The sequence below is a fragment of the Erythrobacter litoralis genome (assembly GCF_001719165.1).
GTDB lineage: Bacteria > Pseudomonadota > Alphaproteobacteria > Sphingomonadales > Sphingomonadaceae > Erythrobacter > Erythrobacter litoralis.
Window position 1 is genome coordinate 2,869,979 of record NZ_CP017057.1, and the last position, 16,103, is coordinate 2,886,081.

Annotated in this window: 13 protein-coding genes; 8 read left to right on the forward strand and 5 right to left on the reverse strand. The window is 65.1% G+C overall.

From position 1 onward, the window contains the following. Positions 1–341 precede the first annotated feature (341 nt). The gene (locus Ga0102493_RS13665; RefSeq protein WP_083228529.1) at positions 342–2,696 is read left to right on the forward strand and encodes an EAL domain-containing protein; all 2,355 of its coding nucleotides are present in this window, start codon (positions 342–344) and stop codon (positions 2,694–2,696) included. Between the two features lie 382 nt (positions 2,697–3,078). On the opposite strand, the gene Ga0102493_RS13670 is transcribed toward Ga0102493_RS13665, so the two are convergent. Further along, on the reverse strand, positions 3,079–4,296 hold the full coding sequence (locus tag Ga0102493_RS13670) for an amidohydrolase family protein (protein WP_034901984.1): 1,218 nt from the start codon (positions 4,294–4,296) through the stop codon (positions 3,079–3,081). Further along, positions 4,293–5,609 (reverse strand): amidohydrolase family protein, encoded by a 1,317-nt coding sequence (locus tag Ga0102493_RS13675; protein ID WP_069297559.1) that lies wholly within the window; start codon positions 5,607–5,609, stop codon positions 4,293–4,295. The genes Ga0102493_RS13670 and Ga0102493_RS13675 overlap by 4 nt, the downstream gene beginning before the upstream one ends. Positions 5,610–5,697: 88 nt before the next feature. On the opposite strand from Ga0102493_RS13675, the gene Ga0102493_RS13680 reads away from it, so the two are divergent. After that, on the forward strand, positions 5,698–6,147 hold the full coding sequence (locus Ga0102493_RS13680) for a phosphate-starvation-inducible protein PsiE (protein WP_236922236.1): 450 nt from the start codon (positions 5,698–5,700) through the stop codon (positions 6,145–6,147). Positions 6,148–6,169: 22 nt separating this feature from the next. Here the strand turns inward: Ga0102493_RS13680 and Ga0102493_RS13685 are convergent, their stop codons facing one another. Then, a complete protein-coding gene (locus Ga0102493_RS13685; protein WP_069297560.1) occupies positions 6,170–6,508 on the reverse strand; it encodes an ArsR/SmtB family transcription factor in 339 nt (112 codons plus the stop codon). Then, positions 6,505–7,155: a peroxiredoxin gene (locus Ga0102493_RS13690; protein ID WP_051697723.1), complete on the reverse strand. Its 651-nt coding sequence runs from the start codon at positions 7,153–7,155 to the stop codon at positions 6,505–6,507. Before Ga0102493_RS13690 ends, Ga0102493_RS13685 begins: the two co-directional genes overlap by 4 nt. 74 nt (positions 7,156–7,229) lie before the next feature. Between Ga0102493_RS13690 and Ga0102493_RS13695 the strand changes: the two genes are divergently transcribed. From Ga0102493_RS13695 to Ga0102493_RS13720, 6 genes are read left to right on the forward strand one after another with little or no spacing between them, the layout of a single operon-like run. Continuing rightward, on the forward strand, positions 7,230–8,162 hold the full coding sequence (locus Ga0102493_RS13695; protein ID WP_034901991.1) for an MBL fold metallo-hydrolase: 933 nt from the start codon (positions 7,230–7,232) through the stop codon (positions 8,160–8,162). Further along, positions 8,159–8,608 (forward strand): YeeE/YedE family protein, encoded by a 450-nt coding sequence (locus Ga0102493_RS13700; RefSeq protein ID WP_034901992.1) that lies wholly within the window; start codon positions 8,159–8,161, stop codon positions 8,606–8,608. Before Ga0102493_RS13695 ends, Ga0102493_RS13700 begins: the two co-directional genes overlap by 4 nt. After that, entirely contained in the window at positions 8,605–9,024 is a 420-nt protein-coding gene (locus tag Ga0102493_RS13705; RefSeq protein ID WP_034901993.1) for a DUF6691 family protein, read from the forward strand. Before Ga0102493_RS13700 ends, Ga0102493_RS13705 begins: the two co-directional genes overlap by 4 nt. Further along, the gene (locus Ga0102493_RS13710; protein WP_034901994.1) at positions 9,024–9,437 is read left to right on the forward strand and encodes a TIGR01244 family sulfur transferase; all 414 of its coding nucleotides are present in this window, start codon (positions 9,024–9,026) and stop codon (positions 9,435–9,437) included. The genes Ga0102493_RS13705 and Ga0102493_RS13710 overlap by 1 nt, the downstream gene beginning before the upstream one ends. 25 nt (positions 9,438–9,462) lie before the next feature. Next, on the forward strand, positions 9,463–10,692 hold the full coding sequence (locus Ga0102493_RS13715) for an NAD(P)/FAD-dependent oxidoreductase (RefSeq protein ID WP_034901995.1): 1,230 nt from the start codon (positions 9,463–9,465) through the stop codon (positions 10,690–10,692). Between the two features lie 16 nt (positions 10,693–10,708). Beyond that, positions 10,709–12,466 carry a SulP family inorganic anion transporter gene (locus tag Ga0102493_RS13720; protein WP_034901996.1) on the forward strand — a complete coding sequence of 586 codons (1,758 nt, stop codon included), beginning with the start codon at positions 10,709–10,711 and terminating at the stop codon, positions 12,464–12,466. Between the two features lie 10 nt (positions 12,467–12,476). Here Ga0102493_RS13720 and Ga0102493_RS13725 read toward each other — a convergent pair whose 3' ends face one another. Beyond that, positions 12,477–16,034 carry a hydantoinase B/oxoprolinase family protein gene (locus tag Ga0102493_RS13725; protein ID WP_174544544.1) on the reverse strand — a complete coding sequence of 1,186 codons (3,558 nt, stop codon included), beginning with the start codon at positions 16,032–16,034 and terminating at the stop codon, positions 12,477–12,479. Between the last annotated feature and the right edge of the window lie 69 nt (positions 16,035–16,103).

The window sequence follows — 16,103 nt, forward strand, 5'->3', positions numbered from 1 at the left end:
CAAGCTTGACTTTGCCTGGCTAAGGCAAGGGCGAAATGCGGATCAAGTCCCCTGACCGAGGTCGGGCAATCGCCATCCGTGCGCCAAATCGGGCGCATTTCATGCAATTGGCCCGCAAACGGGTTCTCCGCAAATTCCATCCGCCCGAGCCTTTCACGGATGACCTGCACGCGATGGCAGTGTAACCGGTTGCTTTTGAGGCGACTATCGGGCTTTGTGCCGACGAGCGCATCGTCCACTTGGCGAGAGCGCCAGGCTTTATGGTAAGACGAAATTAAGCCTGCTCTGCTGCCAATTTAACAACCTAAAGCTCGTAAACGTGCGCTGGTCAGGCAATCACAATGCAAAAGCGATCAACCACGCCAGCCAAGCTTATGGCAACCGTCCGGGGATGGTTCGGCAACCTTAACGGCGGCCGGCGGAGCCACGCATTGTCGGCTGTCCAGCGACGGCGGCGCCGGGTTGCCCTTGTCGCGGTCCTGATCGGAGCGCTCGCCGGTCTCATCGAATTGCCTCTCCCGCTTGAAGACGCCTATCGCACCGCGAGGGCCGAACTCAGGGCCCGCAACGCGCCGGACGATATCGTGGTCATTGCGATCGACGACGCCACTATGGACGAGCTGGGCTGGCAGCCTCCAACCAGAAGCCATGACGCCGTGCTCCTGACGCGCCTGTTCGAAAAGGGGACGTCCCGGGTCCTGTTCGACCGCGCCTATGCAAGCCCCGCGCAGCCGGATGAGGACCGCGCGTTCGTAGAGGCGCTTCGCAGGTTCAAGGGGCGGGTCTGGCTGGGCGCCATGCCGAAAACCGACAACGGCCTTAATCAGCATGACGGCCTCATGCCGACGCCGGCCTTGCGCAGCGAGGCCTTGCTGGCATCCATGATGGGGCAGGCAGCGCCCTTCGGACTTGCCGTGCGCTTCCCGACTTCAAGCAAGATCGACGGCCAGGACATTCCCTCGATATCCGCCGTCCTGGCATCCTATAGCGGCGAGGAAATCTGGTATCGGCCAGACTGGGCTTTCGAGGTGAAGACGATTCCCACCCTGAGTTATGCGGATGTGATCTTCGATCGCGTCCCGGCCTCTGCGTTGTCAGGAAAGAAGGTTGTCGTCGCACCGACACACTTGAATTCCCCGGATCTGCATCGTCTGCCGATGGGCGATCAGATGCCCGGCGTCTATTTTCACGTGCTGGGCGCTCACACCCTCAAGGACGGGGCGCCGCTTGAGCTGAGCTGGTATCCCGCTTTGCTCTTCGCGCTCGCCATCATCATCGCCCAGACACGCAAGGCGCATCCGTCGAGAAGGCTGACCTGGACGGCGGTCGCCATCCTTTCGCTCGCCCCTCTGGCTCTCGATCGCCTGGGCGTCTATTTCGAAATCTTCCCGGCGATGATCGCCATGGGCATCGCTGCAAGAGGCCTCAAGCGCGTTGCGCTTGGTAAGTATGAGGATGCTACCAGCCTCCTCAAGCTCGAAGCCACAGCCGGAGACGGCACAGCGCCGCAGAGCGATGTCTATGCGTTGCGGCTCCTCAACCTGCCGAACCGCAAACAAGGCGATGCGGCGCACGGCGCGGCGCAGTTCATGGAGAAAGTGGCCCGGCTTGTGGCGCAGGCCGACCCGTCGCTCTCGATCGATACCGAGTTCGCCGTCGAGGGAGATACGCTCGTCTGGTGTGCGCCTGCGCTATCCCGAAGCGAAATCGGAGAGCATGGAGAAGGTCTGCTGGCGATCGTTCGGCATACATTGGGCAAGGATCGGCAAGGCACCAAACTGGGGGCGGTGCTGGGCGTGGACGTCAATCACGAGATGGACCTCAGGAGGCGCATTTCCCACGCCATGCTGGCCTGCGAACAATGCTCTTACCTGAGGAACGACCTCTGCATTTCCGACGAAGCGCACGTATCTGAAATTGAGCGGCACCAGAAGCTTCTCGCGGACCTAGAATCCGCCATCGAGGACGAGAAGATCGAATTGGGTTACCAGCCCAAGATCGATCTTCCGAGCGGCCGGATCGTCGGTGCCGAAGCCCTCCTGCGGTGGCATCATCCCGAGCTCGGCCCGATTGCCGCACAGGAAGCGGTGAAGCTCGCCGAAGATCACGATCTGATCGACGAGCTCACCTTGTACGTTGTCGACCGCGCCATGAGCGATCTTGGGGACATTCTCGGTTCCCACCCCGAATTCAGGGTCAGCATCAATTTCTGTTCACGGACCCTTACCAGAGGGGACATCACCGAAGATGTCGCATTGATCCTATCCAAACACGACGTTCCGGCCAGGAACATCATCATCGAAATCACGGAATCCGTGCTGCTGGATTTCGAGAGCACCAGGCGAACGATCGCGGACCTCGTCGCGCTCGGAGCCCAGGTTTCGATCGATGATTTCGGCACGGGTTATTCGAACCTTGAATATATCAGGCAGCTGCCGAGCGCAGAGCTGAAGATCGACCGCCGTTTCGTCTCGTCGGTAGGTTCTTCGGAGGATGGGGACGAACTGGTCCGGGGCACGATCGAACTGGCTCATTCCATGTCGAAATCCGTCGTCGCCGAAGGGGTCGAGAAAAAGGAAACCGCCGACAGGCTGCGTGCGCTTGGATGCGACATGGCGCAGGGGTATTATTTTTCCCAGGCCATCCCCGCAAAGGCGCTGGCCAAACTGCTGAAGGATGCCCGAATGGCAGCGTGACCTTGCAATCCATTAAAACTCTGTTAACCATACTTGGCAGCACACGGTGTGCTTACAGGAGGTTTCTATGTGGAAATGGATCGGAGTTCTCTTCGGCAGCCCCTGAGAAGCGGCGAACGGATGCACAAAAGCCCCGGCGATGCCGGGGCTTTTTTCGTTTATGGGATATCGGGCCGCAAGCCGGCAAGGCAGGCAAAGCGCCATCCCGTGCCTGATGCGGATGATCCTGACCACCTGGCGACAGTCTGCCGAAGCGCGAGGACCCGGGCCTAGCCTGATGTCATGGTCACCCTGCTGAAGCCCGGTTCCTTAACGCGTCACGGGTTCGCCTGCGAATCGCTCACGCCGCCGGGCAGTGGCCCGTGCTTGCGAACATTCCCGGCTATTGCGGCGTGTCGCTGACCACTTCGCCGTCGATCACGACGCCGACCGCATGCGAAGTGTATTCGAAGGGATCGCCGTCGAAGAGCGCCACGTCGCCGTCCTTGCCGACTTCGAGCGAACCGACGCGGTCCTCCACCCCGAGGATGCGCGCGGCATCGATTGTGATGGCGGCAAGCGCCTCGTTCCATTCGAGCCCGTTCGCCGCGGCGATCGCGGCTTCCCACAGCACGACGCGGGTCTTGGGGACATAGCCTTCATAGCCCGACTGATAGGCGAAGGGTATGCCCGCCTCGAACAGCACGGCGCCGGTGGTGAAGCTCGCATTCTCGAGCTCGCCATATTGCCGCATCATCGGGGGGTGGAGGATGACGTTCACGCCGGCTTCGCGGATAGCATCGGTCAGGAGATAAGCTTCCGATGCCCCGTCGAGGACGAGGTCGATGCCGAATTCCTCCTTGAGCCTCAAAGCGCTCATGATGTCCTGCGATCGGTGCGCGGTCACAAGCAGGGGCCGCTCGCCCGCCAGCACGGCGCGCATGACCCGCGTTTCAAGACTGGGGGGCTTGGACTTGCCCTTCTTGTCCTCGCTGTCTTCATCCTCCGCCTGCGCGGCGAGCAGGGCCGTACGCAGCAGCGCGATCTGCTTGGCGCGCGTGCCGGGCGACTTGCTGCCGTCGGTGAGCGCCCATGGGCCGAGATTGGCCGCGACCATCGCCTCGCCCCGGATCACCGCATCGTCGGCGGTCAGTCCAGCGGTCTTGGCGACCATGGTCTGCCCGGAAACGAGCGCGCCCGGGCCATGCCCGGTGTGGATCGTCGTGATCCCAAAGCCGCGCAGCCACTCGACCAGCACCTCCTGCGGGTTATAGGCGTCGATCGCGCGCAGTTGCGGCTGGACCGGCGCGCTTTCGTCAAGCTGGTCCTGATCCTGCGCCTGGTTGAGATAGCCAGCAAGGCCGACCACCGTGCGCGCATCGACGAGGCCGGGCGTCACCACTTTCGCCTCGATCACGCGGAAGCCCTCGGGAAGCGGAGTGCTGGCTGCGGGGCCAACCGCGACGATCGTGCCGTCGTCGATCACCACAACGCCGTTTGCGATCATCGGCCCTGCCATGGTGTGGACTTGCTCGCCCTTGACGACGATGTCTTGCGCGTGTGCCGAAACGGCGAAACCGAGCGCGGCGGCGCCTGCGAAAAGCCTGGTCATCATGTTCATTGCCCGGCCTCCCCTGCGGCGATTTCCCAATGGTGGTGCGACGCTTCGAGCGGGCTGCCCGCGCCATATCCTCCGGTCGCCATCACGAGGTCTTCCTCGCGGCTGCGGTCGAACAGCTTTGCGCCCTCGACCCAGGTTTCGAGGACGTGCGTGTAGACCGAGAAGGGATCGCCGGAGAGGATCAGGAAATCCGCGTCCTTGCCCGGTTCGAGCGATCCGACGCGCTCGTCGAGCCGCATCTGCTTCGCCCCGTTTATGGTCAGCGCCTTCAGGGCGCCATCGCGGCTCATGCCCCCGCGCACCGCCATCGCCGCCTCGCGCAGCATCATGCGCGAATCGACGATCGGATCGTCGGAATGGATCGAGACGAGCACGCCCGCGCGTTCGAGAATACCCGCATTGTCGAGTCTCAGATCCATCGTCTCGAGCTTGCCGCCCGGAGCGTCGAGCGTGATATTCGAGACCGGAATGCCCGCCTCGGCGAGCTTGTCGGCGACCTTGTAGGTCTCGGTCCCGTGCTGGATCAGCACGTCGAAACCGAATTCGCGCTTGAGCCTCAGCACCGTCATGATGTCGTCGGCGCGGTGGGTGTGGAAATGGACCAGCCGTTCACCCGAAAGCACTTCACACAGGGCTTCCTTGGCCAGATCGCGTTTCTTTTTGTCGCCGTCGCAATAGCTCTGCGCCTCGACGAAGGTTTCACGCACCAGCGCCGCCGATTTCGCGCGCGTGCCGGGAAAGCCGCCATTGCCGCGCATCGAATTGGTGCCGTTCGCCATCTTCATTCCGCCGAGCGCGACACCATCCTTGTATTCGAAGGCGATGTCCTCGGCCGTCTTTCCGTCGCGCAGCTTCATGTAATAGGTCTGGCCGCTCATCAGATGGCCCGAACCGGGCATGACATTGGCGGTGGTGACCCCGCCCGCGCGCGCCTTGGCGATGTTCGAGGAGAGCGCGTTGATCGAATCGAGTGCGCGCACTTCGGGCTGGATCGGCCCGGAGGAATCCGCGCCCGAAACCTGGCCGATATGCGAATGGGTGTCGACGATGCCGGGCATGATAACGCGCCCTTCCATCGAGCGCCGCTCCGCATCGGCGGGGACCGCGACATCGCTCCCGACCGCGACGATCCTGCCGTCCTCGATCACGAGCGTGCCATCCTCGATCGTCTCGCCCGCCATGGTGAGGATCGTCGCATCGGTAAAGGCGATCGCGCGCTCCTGCGCGTTCGCCGGGCTTCCCGCCAGCGAGGCTGCGGCGATTCCGCTCCCCGCAAGGGCCGTCACGGCCCGCATCGTGGTGATCGCTTTCATCGTGAAGCGCCCCTCCCTGTTCGTGTTGTCGGCGCGACCCTAGAATCCCTGCGCGCATCCGCAAGCGAAAAGGCGCGGCGCGAAAGGCATGGAAGATCAAGGGATTTGCTGTATCATCACCGTCATGGCCGAGCCGCGCCCCCCGACCGACCTCGACGAGGAGATCGAGGACAGGCACCTGCTTGTCGCAGAGAGCGGTTTTCGCTGGGTCGAACGCGCGCTCCTGATCGTCACCATGGTGATGACGCTGGTGGCCGCCGGGACCGAGGTCTGGTCGGTGGTTGCCGACCGCCGGATCGAGCTTGCCGACCTTCTCCTGATGTTCCTCTACACCGAAGTGATCGGCATGATCGCGGTGTTCTACACCGGCAAGGGCGCGTTCTTCGTCTTCCCGATCTTCATCGCGATCACCGCCATCGCGCGGCTGATTGTGCTTCAGGGCAAGGATATGGCGCCCGAGAATGTCGTCTTCGATGCGGGCGCGATCCTGCTGCTGGCGGTGGCGGCGCTGGTGATCGGGCGGTTCCGCGACAAGTAGGGCCGCGCGGGCGCCTTTTCGATCAGGTCAGCCGGGCGAAATTGGCAACGCCGGGCGCGGGAGTGCGCAGCACGGCGGGCTCGCCCTGCCCGCTTCCCGCAATGCGGCCGAGCGCTGAAGAAAGCGCCGCGATCCTTTCGGCGGCGAGGCTGTAAAAGACGAGCTTGGCTTCCTTGCGCGTCTCGACGAGGCCCGCCTTGCGCAGGACGCCGAGCTGCTGCGAAAGCGCGGGCTGACCGATATCGGCGGCCTGGTCGATTTCTCCCACGCTGAGTTCGCCTGCGCTCAACACTTCGAGAATGCGAAAACGCACCGGGTGGGCGATCGCCTTGAGCTCCTGGATCGGGGGGGCATCGCTCATGCCTCGTCTCCTTCGCGGTCGAGAAACCACGACACCGCGTCCTTCGCGGCATAGACCGCATCGAGATCATGGGTCGGCGCGCAAAGCAGTTTCTCGCCGGGCTGCCAGTTGGCCGGGGCGAGCCCGCCCTCGGCATCGATCGCCTGCAACGCTCGCAATGTGCGCAGCATTTCGGGCGTCGAACGCCCAACATTGGCGGGATAGCAGGTCATCGCCCGGATCGTGCCCGAAGGATCGATGAAATAGGTCGTGCGCACCGCCGCGCTGTCATTGTCCTGCGGGGCGACCATGCCGAAGGCGCGCCCGATCACCAGCGTCGGGTCCTCCACGATGGGAAACCGCACCTCGACGCCGAACCGGTCACGGATCATCCGAAGCCAGGCGAAATGGGCGAACAGGCTGTCGACGGAAAGCGCCATGAGTTCGCAATCGAGCGCCTCGAATTCCTGCGCGTGGCGGGCGAGTTCCATGAATTCGGTGGTGCACACCGGGGTGAAATCGGCCGGGTGCGAAAACAGGATCAGCCAGCGCCCGCGAAAGGTGGACAGCCGCACCGGGCCGATCGTGCTGCGGGCTTCGAAATCGGGAGCCCTGTCGCCGATCCTGAGCCCTGCGGGACGGGGTGGATTCTCGTTTGCCTCGTTCATCGCCACCCTCATAGCACTTGACAGTTCGAATGCAATACATATACACATTTTATGTAACTTTATAGGAGAGTGTCATGGGCAATACCGATTCTGCTCTCGCAGCAGCCACCATCCAGATCGAAGCCGCACGCGCCGAAAAGGCCAAGCGCCCCACGATCGCGGGCTTCTTCGACGAGGCCACTTTCACCATCAGCTACGTCGTCCATGATCCCGCGACCAACGAGGCGGCGATCATCGATTCCGTGCTCGATTACGAATCCGCCTCGGGCCGCACTTCGCATGGCTCTGCCGATCGGATTGTCGAATATGTCACTTTGAACAATTTGAAAGTGACCTGGCTGATCGAGACCCATGCCCATGCCGATCACATCTCCGCTGCGCCCTATCTCCAGGAAAAGCTCGGCGGAAAGCTGGCGATCGGCAAGGAGATCATCCGCGTGCAGGACGTGTTCGGCAAGCTGTTCAATGCCGGGACCGATTTCGAGCGCGACGGATCACAGTTCGACCACCTGTTCGCAGACGGCGAAACCTTCAAGGTCGGCACGCTCGACGGGATCGCGCTCCACGTCCCTGGCCACACGCCGGCCGACATGGCCTTCATCATCGGCGATGCGGCCTTCGTGGGCGACACGATCTTCATGCCCGATTTCGGCACCGCGCGGGCGGATTTCCCGGGCGGCGATGCGCGCCAGCTGTTCCAGTCGATCCGCCGGCTGCTTTCGCTGCCCGAGGCGACGCGCCTGTTCCTGTGCCACGATTACAAGGCACCGGGCCGCGACGACTATGCCTGGGAGACGACGGTCGGCCAGCAGCGGCGCGAAAACGTCCATGTGAAGGACGGCGTGACCGAGGACGAATTCGTGAAGATGCGCACGACGCGCGATGCGACGCTCGCCATGCCGAACCTCATCATGCCTTCGGTACAGGTCAATATCCGCGGCGGGCGCCTGCCCGATCCGGAGGACAACGGCGTGAGCTACATCAAGATCCCGGTCAACGCGGTATGACCTTGGCAGGCTTCCCTGACGCCGCCCCGCTTGCGGGGCTGGCCGGAGGCGTGCTGATCGGCCTTGCGGCGGCGATCATGCTGCTTGGCGCGGGGAGGATCGCGGGCGTCTCCGGTATCGCCGCGCGCGCCGCGGGCCTCGGCGGGAGCGGGATGGAACGCAGCTCCGCCTGGGCCTTCGTGATCGGCCTGCCGCTCGGCGCGCTCGTCATCATGGCGATGCTGGGCGGGATCGAGGCGAGCTTCGCCTCGCCGCTCGTCCTTGCCATTGCAGGGCTGATCGTCGGTGTCGGCACCAAGCTCGGCAGCGGCTGCACCAGCGGGCACGGCGTGTGCGGGATGAGCCGCTTCTCGTCTCGCTCGATCGTCGCGACGGCGACGTTCATGGCAACCGGTTTCGCCACCGTCGCGGCGATGAACGCCCTTGGCCTCAAGGTGCTGCAATGAACGCGCGCTCGATCGTTGCGCTCCTTTCGGGGGTCGTATTCGGCGCGGGGCTGGCGCTCGGCGGGATGACGGATCCTGCGCGGGTGCGCGGGTTTCTCGACCTGTTCGGCGACTGGGATCCCACGCTTGCCTTCGTCATGGGCGGGGCGGTCCTCGTCATGGTGTTGGTGTGGCGTTTGCAGCCGCGCCTCGCCCATCCCCTCTTTGCCGAGGCTTTCGCGATCCCCACGCGCAAGGACCTCGATGCACGCCTGATCGGCGGGGCGGCGCTGTTCGGGGTGGGCTGGGGCATTGCCGGTCTGTGCCCCGGACCGGGCATCGCCGCGCTCGTGATCGAGCCGGTCGGCGCTGCCGTCTTCGTCATCGCCATGCTTGCCGGCATGGGCCTTGTCCGCCTCACCGAAAGGAACCCGTGATGGACATTCGTGAAGTGACCCCCGGTTTCGCCGTCTCGCCGCAGATCGCTCCTGGGGACATGAAGACGCTTGCGGACAAGGGCTATGTCGCGGTCGTGTGCAATCGCCCCGATGGCGAAGAGCCCGGCCAGCCCCCGCTCGAGGACCTGCGCGCCGCTGCGACGCAGGCGGGCCTCGCCTTCCACCACATCCCCGTTGCGGGCGGAGCCTTCCCCGATGCGGCGATCGCCGCCTTCGCAGCGGTGCGGCGCGGCACGCAGGGGCCTTTGATCGCATACTGCCGCACCGGCACGCGGTCGATCACATTGGAGACGCTCGCGAACCCGGCAGCCCGCAGCGCCGATGAACGCCTGAGGGACGCGAAGGCCGCCGGATACGATCTCAGCGCGCTTGCCCCACGGCTCGGCGGCTGAGCACCACATAAAAGGGAGAGAAAACATGGCCGGCACGCACAGACACACAATCGTCGTCATTGGCGGCGGCGCGGCGGGGATCGCGACCGCGAGCTCGTTGCTGAAGCGGCGCAAGGGGCTCGACATCGCGATCGTGGAACCTTCGGACACCCACGCCTACCAGCCCGGCTGGACCATGGTGGGCGGCGGCGTGTTCGAGCCCGAGGTAACGGTCCGCCCGATGGAGAGCGTCATGCCGAAAGGCGTGACATGGCTGAGACAGGCGGCCGCCGGCTTTCGGCCCGAGGACAATCAGGTCACGCTCGCCGACGGGTCCACCGTCGCCTATGACGTTCTCGTCGTGGCGCCGGGCATCCGCCTTGCCTGGGAACAGATCGAAGGGGTCGAGCAGACGCTTGGGCGGAACGGGGTGACTTCGAACTACCGCTACGACCTCGCGCCCTATACCTGGGAACTGGTGCAGACCCTGCGCAGCGGCCGCGCGCTGTTCACCCAGCCGCCCATGCCGATCAAATGCGCGGGCGCGCCGCAAAAGGCGATGTATCTTTCCTGCGACCACTGGCTGCGGCGCGGCGTGCTGGGCGATATCGAAGTCGAATTCTGCAATGCGGGCGGCGCGCTGTTCGGCATTGCCGACTATGTTCCCGCGCTGATGGATTATGTCGGTAAATACGGCATCGCGCTCCAGCTCGGCAACAATCTCGTCGCGGTCGACGGGCCCGCGCGCACGGCGACTTTCAAGACCGAAGAGGGCGAGGTCACGCGCGATTTCGACATGCTCCATGTCGTCCCGCCCCAGGTCGCGCCGCAATTTCTCGCCGACAGCCCGCTGGCAGCGGAATCGGGCTTCACCGATGTCGACCAGCACACGCTCCAGCACGTACGATATCCGAATGTCTTCGGCGTCGGCGACGCGGGCGGCATGCCCAACGCCAAGACCGCCGCCGCCGCGCGCAAGCAGGCGCCTGTGGTCGCGGTCAACGTGCTCCAGCAGCTTTCCCGCAAGGGGCCGCGCGCGGGCTATGACGGCTACGGTTCGTGCCCGCTCACGGTGGAACGCGGCAAGATCGTGCTCGCCGAATTCGGCTATGGCGGAAAGCTCATGCCGAGCTTTCCCGAATGGCTCGTCGACGGGACGAAGCCGCAGCGGCTTTCATGGATGCTCAAGGCCGATTTCCTCCCCTGGCTTTACTGGAACGGGATGCTCAAGGGCCGCGAATGGCTGGCCGGGCCGGGCGGCCTGATCGCATCGTGACGAAAAGAAGCGGAGCATGCTGAAGCGTTATCTGCCCATCCTCGAATGGGGCCGGAGCTACGACCGCTCGGTGCTTTCCAGCGACCTCGTGGCGGCGGTGATCGTCACGATCATGCTGATCCCGCAGAGCCTCGCCTATGCGCTGCTTGCCGGACTGCCGCCGGTCGTCGGGCTCTACGCCTCGATCCTGCCGCTGGTGCTCTACGCGATCTTCGGGACCAGCCGCACGCTTGCGGTCGGGCCGGTGGCGGTGATCTCGCTGATGACCGCCTCTGCGGCCGGAGCGGTCGCCGAGCAGGGCACGGCGGCCTATCTCGAAGCAGCGATCACGCTCGCATTCCTGTCGGGCATTATGCTCGCCATACTTGGCCTCTTGCGTGCGGGGTTCCTGGCGAACCTGCTGTCGCATCCGGTCATCAGCGGTTTCATCACCGCCAGCGGCGTGCTGATCGCGACCAGTCAGCTGCGCCATATCCTCGGCGTGAGCGGCGGCGGGGACAACTGGCCCGAAATGCTCGGCAGCATCGGTGCTTCGCTCGGCACGACCAACCCCTGGACGCTCGCGATCGGTATTCCCGCGCTCGCTTTCCTGTTCTGGGTCCGCAAGGGGGCGAAGCCTGCTCTCATGCGGCTCGGCATTGCCGACAAGCCCGCCGACATGATCGCCAAGGCGGGGCCGGTCGTCGCGGTGGCGCTGACCATCATCGCGGTGATCGTCTTCGATCTAGGCGAAAAGGGCGTGGCCATCACCGGCGAGATCCCGCCGGGTCTGCCGCCCTTCGCTCTGCCGTCCGCCGACCTGTCGCTGATCGAGGCGCTGTGGGTGCCTGCGCTCCTCATCTCGATCATCGGCTTCGTCGAAAGCGTCTCGGTCGCGCAGACCCTCGCCGCCAAGCGCCGCCAGCGCATTTCACCGGACCAGGAGCTGATCGGATTGGGCGCGTCGAACATCGCTAGCGCGCTGTCGGGCGGATACCCGGTGACGGGCGGCTTCGCGCGCTCGGTGGTCAATTTCGACGCGGGCGCGCAGACCCCGGCGGCGGGCGCGTTCACAGCTGTGGGCATCGCGCTCGCCTCGCTGTTCCTTACCCCGCTGCTGTTCAGCCTGCCCATCGCGACGCTCGCCGCGACGATCATCGTCGCCGTGCTCAGCCTCGTCGATCTCAAGACGCCGGGGCGACTTTGGCGCTATTCCAAGTCCGATTTCGCGGCGCACGTGGCGACCATCGGAATCACCCTGATCGCGGGCGTCGAAATGGGCGTGATCGCAGGGGTCGGCGTCGGCCTGCTGCTTTACCTGTGGCGCGCCAGCAGGCCGCACGCGGCGATCGTCGGGCGCGTTCCGGAAACCGAGCATTTTCGCAATGTCGACCGGCACGACGTCTTCACCGTGCCGCATGTCCTGTCGATCCGGATCGATGAAAGCCTGACCTACTTGAACGCCCGCTGGCTCGAGGAATATGTGCTCGCCCGGGTCGCGGAAAAGCCCGAACTGCGCCACGTCATCCTGATGTGTTCGGCGGTCAACGCGATCGATGCATCGGGGCTCGAAAGCCTCGAGGCGATCAATCACCGGATGGGCGATGCAGGGGTCGGTCTCCACCTGTCGGAGGTCAAGGGCCCAGTGATGGACCGGCTGAAACGCTCGCATTTCCTCGAGGAACTCAATGGCGAGGTGTTCCTGTCGCAATCGCGCGCTTTCGAAACATGCGTCGCCGACAATGGCGAAGCCAGAGAGCCGCAAGATCACTACATGGCGCGCGGCCTGATCTAGGCGCCCCGGCCTAGCGCCCGGGCGCGCCCCAGCCTCCGCCGCCGGGGGTGAGGATGACGAAGGTATCGCCCGGTTCGACACGGGCCGATCCGGTCGCGCCGAGTTCGACCCGGTTGCCGTCCTCGCGCTCGACCCAGTTCGCTCCCGGCGCTGCATCGCCACCGCCGCAAATGCCGCGCGGCGGCACCGCGCGGCGATTGGCGAGCATGTTGGCGCGCATGGCTTCGAGGAAGGTGACGCGGCGCTCGACCCCCTCGCCGCCCCTGTGAAACCCCTCACCGCCCGAACCTTCGCGCACGGCGAAGCGATCCAGCCGGACCGGGAGGCGCGTTTCGAGAATTTCCGGATCGGTCAGCCGGCTGTTGGTCATGTGGGTCTGCACCGCGTCGGTCCCGTCATGGTCGGGGCCCGCACCCGATCCGCCCGCGATTGTTTCGTAATATTGGTGTTCGTCATTGCCGAATGTGAAATTGTTCATCGTGCCCTGGCTCGGCGCAAGGCGACCCGTCGCGGCGAACAGCGCGTCGGTGACGACCTGGCTCGTCTCGACATTGCCCGCCACCACCGCCGCGCCGGGTCTCGGGTTGAGCATCGAACCTTCGGGAACGATCAGTTCGACCGGGCGCAGGCAGCCGTCGTTCATGGGGATTTCGTCGTCGATGAGCGTGCGAAGGACATAGAGCGAGGCCGCACGCGTAATCGAGCGCGGGGCGTTGAAATTGCCCTCGTGCTGCGGGCTCGTCCCGGTGAAGTCGAACACGGCGCTGCGGGCCTCGCGGTCGATCCGGATCGCCACCCTGACGGTCAGGCCATTGTCCATCGGATATTCGAACGCGCCGTCCTCCAGACCGCCCAGCAGGCGGCGCACGCTTTCGGCGGCGTTGTCGATGACGTGGGCCATATAGGCGGCAACGACCTCGCCCCCCTGCTCCGCCGCCGCGCCGCGCAGCAATTCCGCCCCGCGGGTGCAGGCGGCGAGTTGGGCGCGAAGGTCGGAGATGTTGCGCGCCGGGTTGCGCGCGGGGTGCTGCGCATCGGCAAGCTTGGCGCGCATCTCGGCCTCGCGGAAATGTCCCTCGTCGACGAGCAGGAAATTGTCGATCAGGACTCCTTCCTCGACGATCGTACGGCTTTCGGGCGGCATCGATCCGGGCGCGATTCCGCCGATATCGGCATGGTGCCCGCGCGCGGCGACGAAGGCGCCCGGTTCGTCGGCCTCGTCATCGTAGAAGACGGGAACGATCACCGTGATATCGGGCAAGTGCGTGCCGCCGCGGAAAGGATCGTTGAGGACATAGGCATCGCCCCGTCGAAACCCGCGTCCATCGCGGCTTTTGCCCCGCACCTCGATCACCCGCGCGATGCTGTCACCCATGCTGCCGAGATGCACGGGAATGTGCGGCGCGTTGGCGATCAGCGCTCCGGAGGCATCGAACAGCGCGCAGGAGAAATCGAGCCGCTCCTTGATGTTCACGCTCGTTGCGGTCGAACGCAGGACGACGCCCATTTCCTCGGCGATCGCCATGAACAGGTTGTTGAAGATTTCGAGCCTGACAGGATCGACCGCGGTTCCCATCGCCTGCTCGCGCTGCAAGGGCACCCTGCGGGTGAGGACAAGGCTGCCCTCTTCGGCGAGGCGCGCCTGCCAGCCGGGTTCGATGACGGTGGTGGAGCCCGGATCGATCACCAGAGCGGGGCCGTCCACTGCCTCTCCTCCAGCCATTTCGGCGCCCATCGCGGCTCGTTCCACCGTGCGCCAGTCGCCCGAAGCCTCGCCCGAAACGGCAAGCGGTTCGGCCTGCGCCGCGCCAAGCCCGCCACTGGTCCCGCTCGCTTCGACGCTCAACGCATCGACGATGATCGCGGCAGCGTCGTCCGAATAGCCGTAGAGCTTCGCGTGCAGCGCGCGGAATTCGGCGGCCATGTCCGCAGGTTCCCCGACCGGAACGGTCAGCTTGCTGTCGCTCCCTGCAAACCGCAGGCGGGCGCGGCGTTCGACGTGGATAGCCTCTTGGGCGATGTCCTGCGCGATCAGCGTTCCGCGCGCTTGCTCGACCAGTTCCCCGAGCGGCCCGGACACATCCGCGCCCAGTTCCTCGCCGAAACTCACTTCCCGGATCGCCTTTACCGGCGCAAGGCCGATGCCATAGGCGGACAATATCCCCGCAAGCGGGTGGACCAGCACCGTCTCGATCCCGAGCCGGTCCGCCACCCGCACGGCGTGCTGACCGCCCGCCCCGCCGAAACAGGCGAGCGCATAGGTCGTAACGTCATGACCGCGCGCGACCGATATCTTGCGGATCGCGTTCGCCATGTTGTCGACCGCAATGTCGAGGAAGCCCTCGGCAATGTCCTCGAGGCTCCTTGGTTCGGGCAGGCGCTCCGCCACCTCCTCCAGCCGGTGCCGCGCCGCTCCCCGGTCGAGCGGTTCGTCGCCGCCGGGTCCGAAGACGCGCGGGAAAAAGGCGGGATCGAGCCTCCCGAGGAAGAGATTGCAGTCTGTGACGGTAAGTGGCCCGCCCTTGCGGTAGCAGGCGGGGCCGGGGTCCGCACCCGCGCTGTCCGGACCGACGCGGAAACGCGATCCATCGAAGGAGCAGATCGACCCGCCTCCCGCCGCAACGGTATGGATCTGCATCATGGGCGCGGCGACCCGCACGCCTGCGACGACATTGTCGCCGGTGAGTTCATATTCGCCTGCGTAGTGCGCGACATCGGTGCTGGTCCCACCCATGTCGAAACCGATGAGTTTCCCATTGCCGAGCGGTGCGCTCGCCGCGACCATGCCAACGACGCCGCCTGCGGGCCCGGACAGGATCGCGTCCTTGCCCCGGAACGCGCCGACCTCGGCCAACCCGCCATTGGACTGCATGAAGCGAAGCCGTCCGGCGTTGGGTAATTCGGCCTGCAATCCGTCGGTGTAGCGTTTCAGAACCGGCGAGAGATAGGCATCGACCACGCTGGTATCCCCGCGCGCAACGATGCCGATGAGCGGAGCGACCTCGTGGCTTGCGCTGACCTGCGCGAAGCCGATCTCGCGCGCGATTTCCGCCAGCCGTTTCTCATGATCGCGGAAATGCCAGCCATGCATGAGGACGATGGCGAGCGCATCACAGCCCTCGCCCCGCAGCGCCTCGAGTCGCTGCCGGGCTGCCTCTTCATCGAGCGGCGTCAGCACCTTCCCGGCTGCGCTAACGCGCTCGTCCACCTCGACCACCCAGCGCGGCAATTGTTCGGGCAGGACGATGTGCCGCGCGAAGATTTCGGGCCGCGCCTGCGTGCCGATCCTGAGCACGTCGGCAAAGCCGCGCGTCGTCACCAGCGCAAGGGGTTCGCCCTTGCGTTCGAGCAGCGCATTGGTCGCAACCGTAGTGCCGATGCGCAGTTCCGCGACCGGCGCGTCCGGGCCATGAGCCTCCATCAGCCGCCTGATCGCTTCGCTCGCCGCGTCGGCATAATGGCCGGGCTTTTCGGACAGCAGCTTGTCGGTGACCAACCGCCCATCCGGCGTCACCGCGACTACATCGGTGAAGGTGCCGCCCCGGTCGATCGCGAAGCGCCACGCCATTGTTAAAGGGCCGTCCTGCATGGCCTCGGGCTACACAGGATGCGGAGGCTCAATGCAAGCCTTGCGACT